Source organism: Vibrio sp. M260112 (genome assembly GCF_036533775.1).
Lineage (GTDB): Bacteria > Pseudomonadota > Gammaproteobacteria > Enterobacterales > Vibrionaceae > Vibrio.
On record NZ_JATABH010000145.1, the window covers coordinates 1 to 1,352 of the forward strand.

The window sequence follows — 1,352 nt, forward strand, 5'->3', positions numbered from 1 at the left end:
CCAAGATGTATGGACTCCCTATCTCCCTCGGGAGTAACGTAATAAGTAACGACACTTTTACAAGGAAGCCAACACATGACTCATTCTACGGTGCTCGCTATCGACTTAGCAAAAAACGTTTTCCAAGTTTGTAAGATGGATCGACATGGAAGAATTATTTTCAACAAAGAAGTCTCTCGAAAAAAACTTACAGAGCTTCTTATCAAAGAAAAAGCATCGCTCATTGCCATGGAATCTTGCGCGACCGCTCATCACTGGGGACGACTAGCTATTAAACTCGGTCATAAAGTAAAAGCCATCGCTCCTAAACGAGTCTCTGCATTCCGGCAAGGTCAAAAAACAGATGCTAATGATGCTTTAGCCATCGCTATCGCCGCTATGCAGCCTAACGTGAAAGCTTGCCGAATACTTAATATTGAAGACCAGTGCCAACAATCTATTGTTCATATTCGCGAATTGCTTGTCCGACAGAAAGTCAGCTCCGCAAATCAATTAAGAGCGCTGTTACTTGAGTTTGGCTTCCCTATCAACAAAGGCGATTTTGCGCTTAGGACCGAAATCCCCCTCATACTCGAAGAGGCTGAAAATAGTCTCACCTGGACATTCAGGGAAACCCTAGCAATGATGTATGACCGATTCGTCGATTTAGTTCACCAAATCGATAACATTACACAAAAACTGAAAGTCACTACATCTCAAGACCTATTGTGCAAACGCCTACAAGCATTAGAAGGTGTCGGCCCTATTTGTGCGGCTTTATTGAAAATTGCCCTCAGCCAAAAAGACCATTTTTCAAAAGGACGACATGCTTCTGCCTGTCTGGGATTAACTCCTGTTCAACATAGTAGTGGAGGCAAACAAAAGATAGGGGCTATTGCTAAACGCTGTGGCAACAACACTCTGCGTAACGCCCTCTACAATGGAGCCATTGGGGTCGTTTGCAAATTAGAAAAGCGAGAAGCTCGTACATCAAAAGAGCAATGGCTTAAAGCAATGACGGTAAGACGTGGGAAAAAGGTTGCTGCAATAGCATTGGCAAATAAGACCGTAAGAACAGCCTTCGCTATGATAGAAAGCGGAGAGGATTACAAGCCACAATTCCTTGTGGCTTAACAGAGTTAGTCAAAAAGACCGTGATAACGAACAGGTAAGACCAACCTTCAAGAGACTGTGCAACGCTTAGGTATTAAATACCGCTGCCACGATAAAGTCATGACGGTGCGAACACATCAAAGTGGCCCGAGATAGCTTCTCAACTAGAGCCCGTATATAAGCAAGCATCTAACCTTCGTTAACAATACTTTTTGACAACAATAGGGAGTCCATATAAGCGTTGTGAATCACTCTTAAAT

At 43.3% G+C, this 1,352-nt stretch carries 1 protein-coding gene; it reads left to right on the forward strand.

Annotated features, from left to right (window positions below; genetic code table 11):
* The first annotated feature begins 75 nt into the window (after nt 1-75).
* Nucleotides 76-1,113 (forward strand): IS110 family transposase, encoded by a 1,038-nt coding sequence (locus QTN95_RS20660; RefSeq protein ID WP_331418852.1) that lies wholly within the window; start codon nt 76-78, stop codon nt 1,111-1,113.
* Nucleotides 1,114-1,352: the final 239 nt, after the last annotated feature.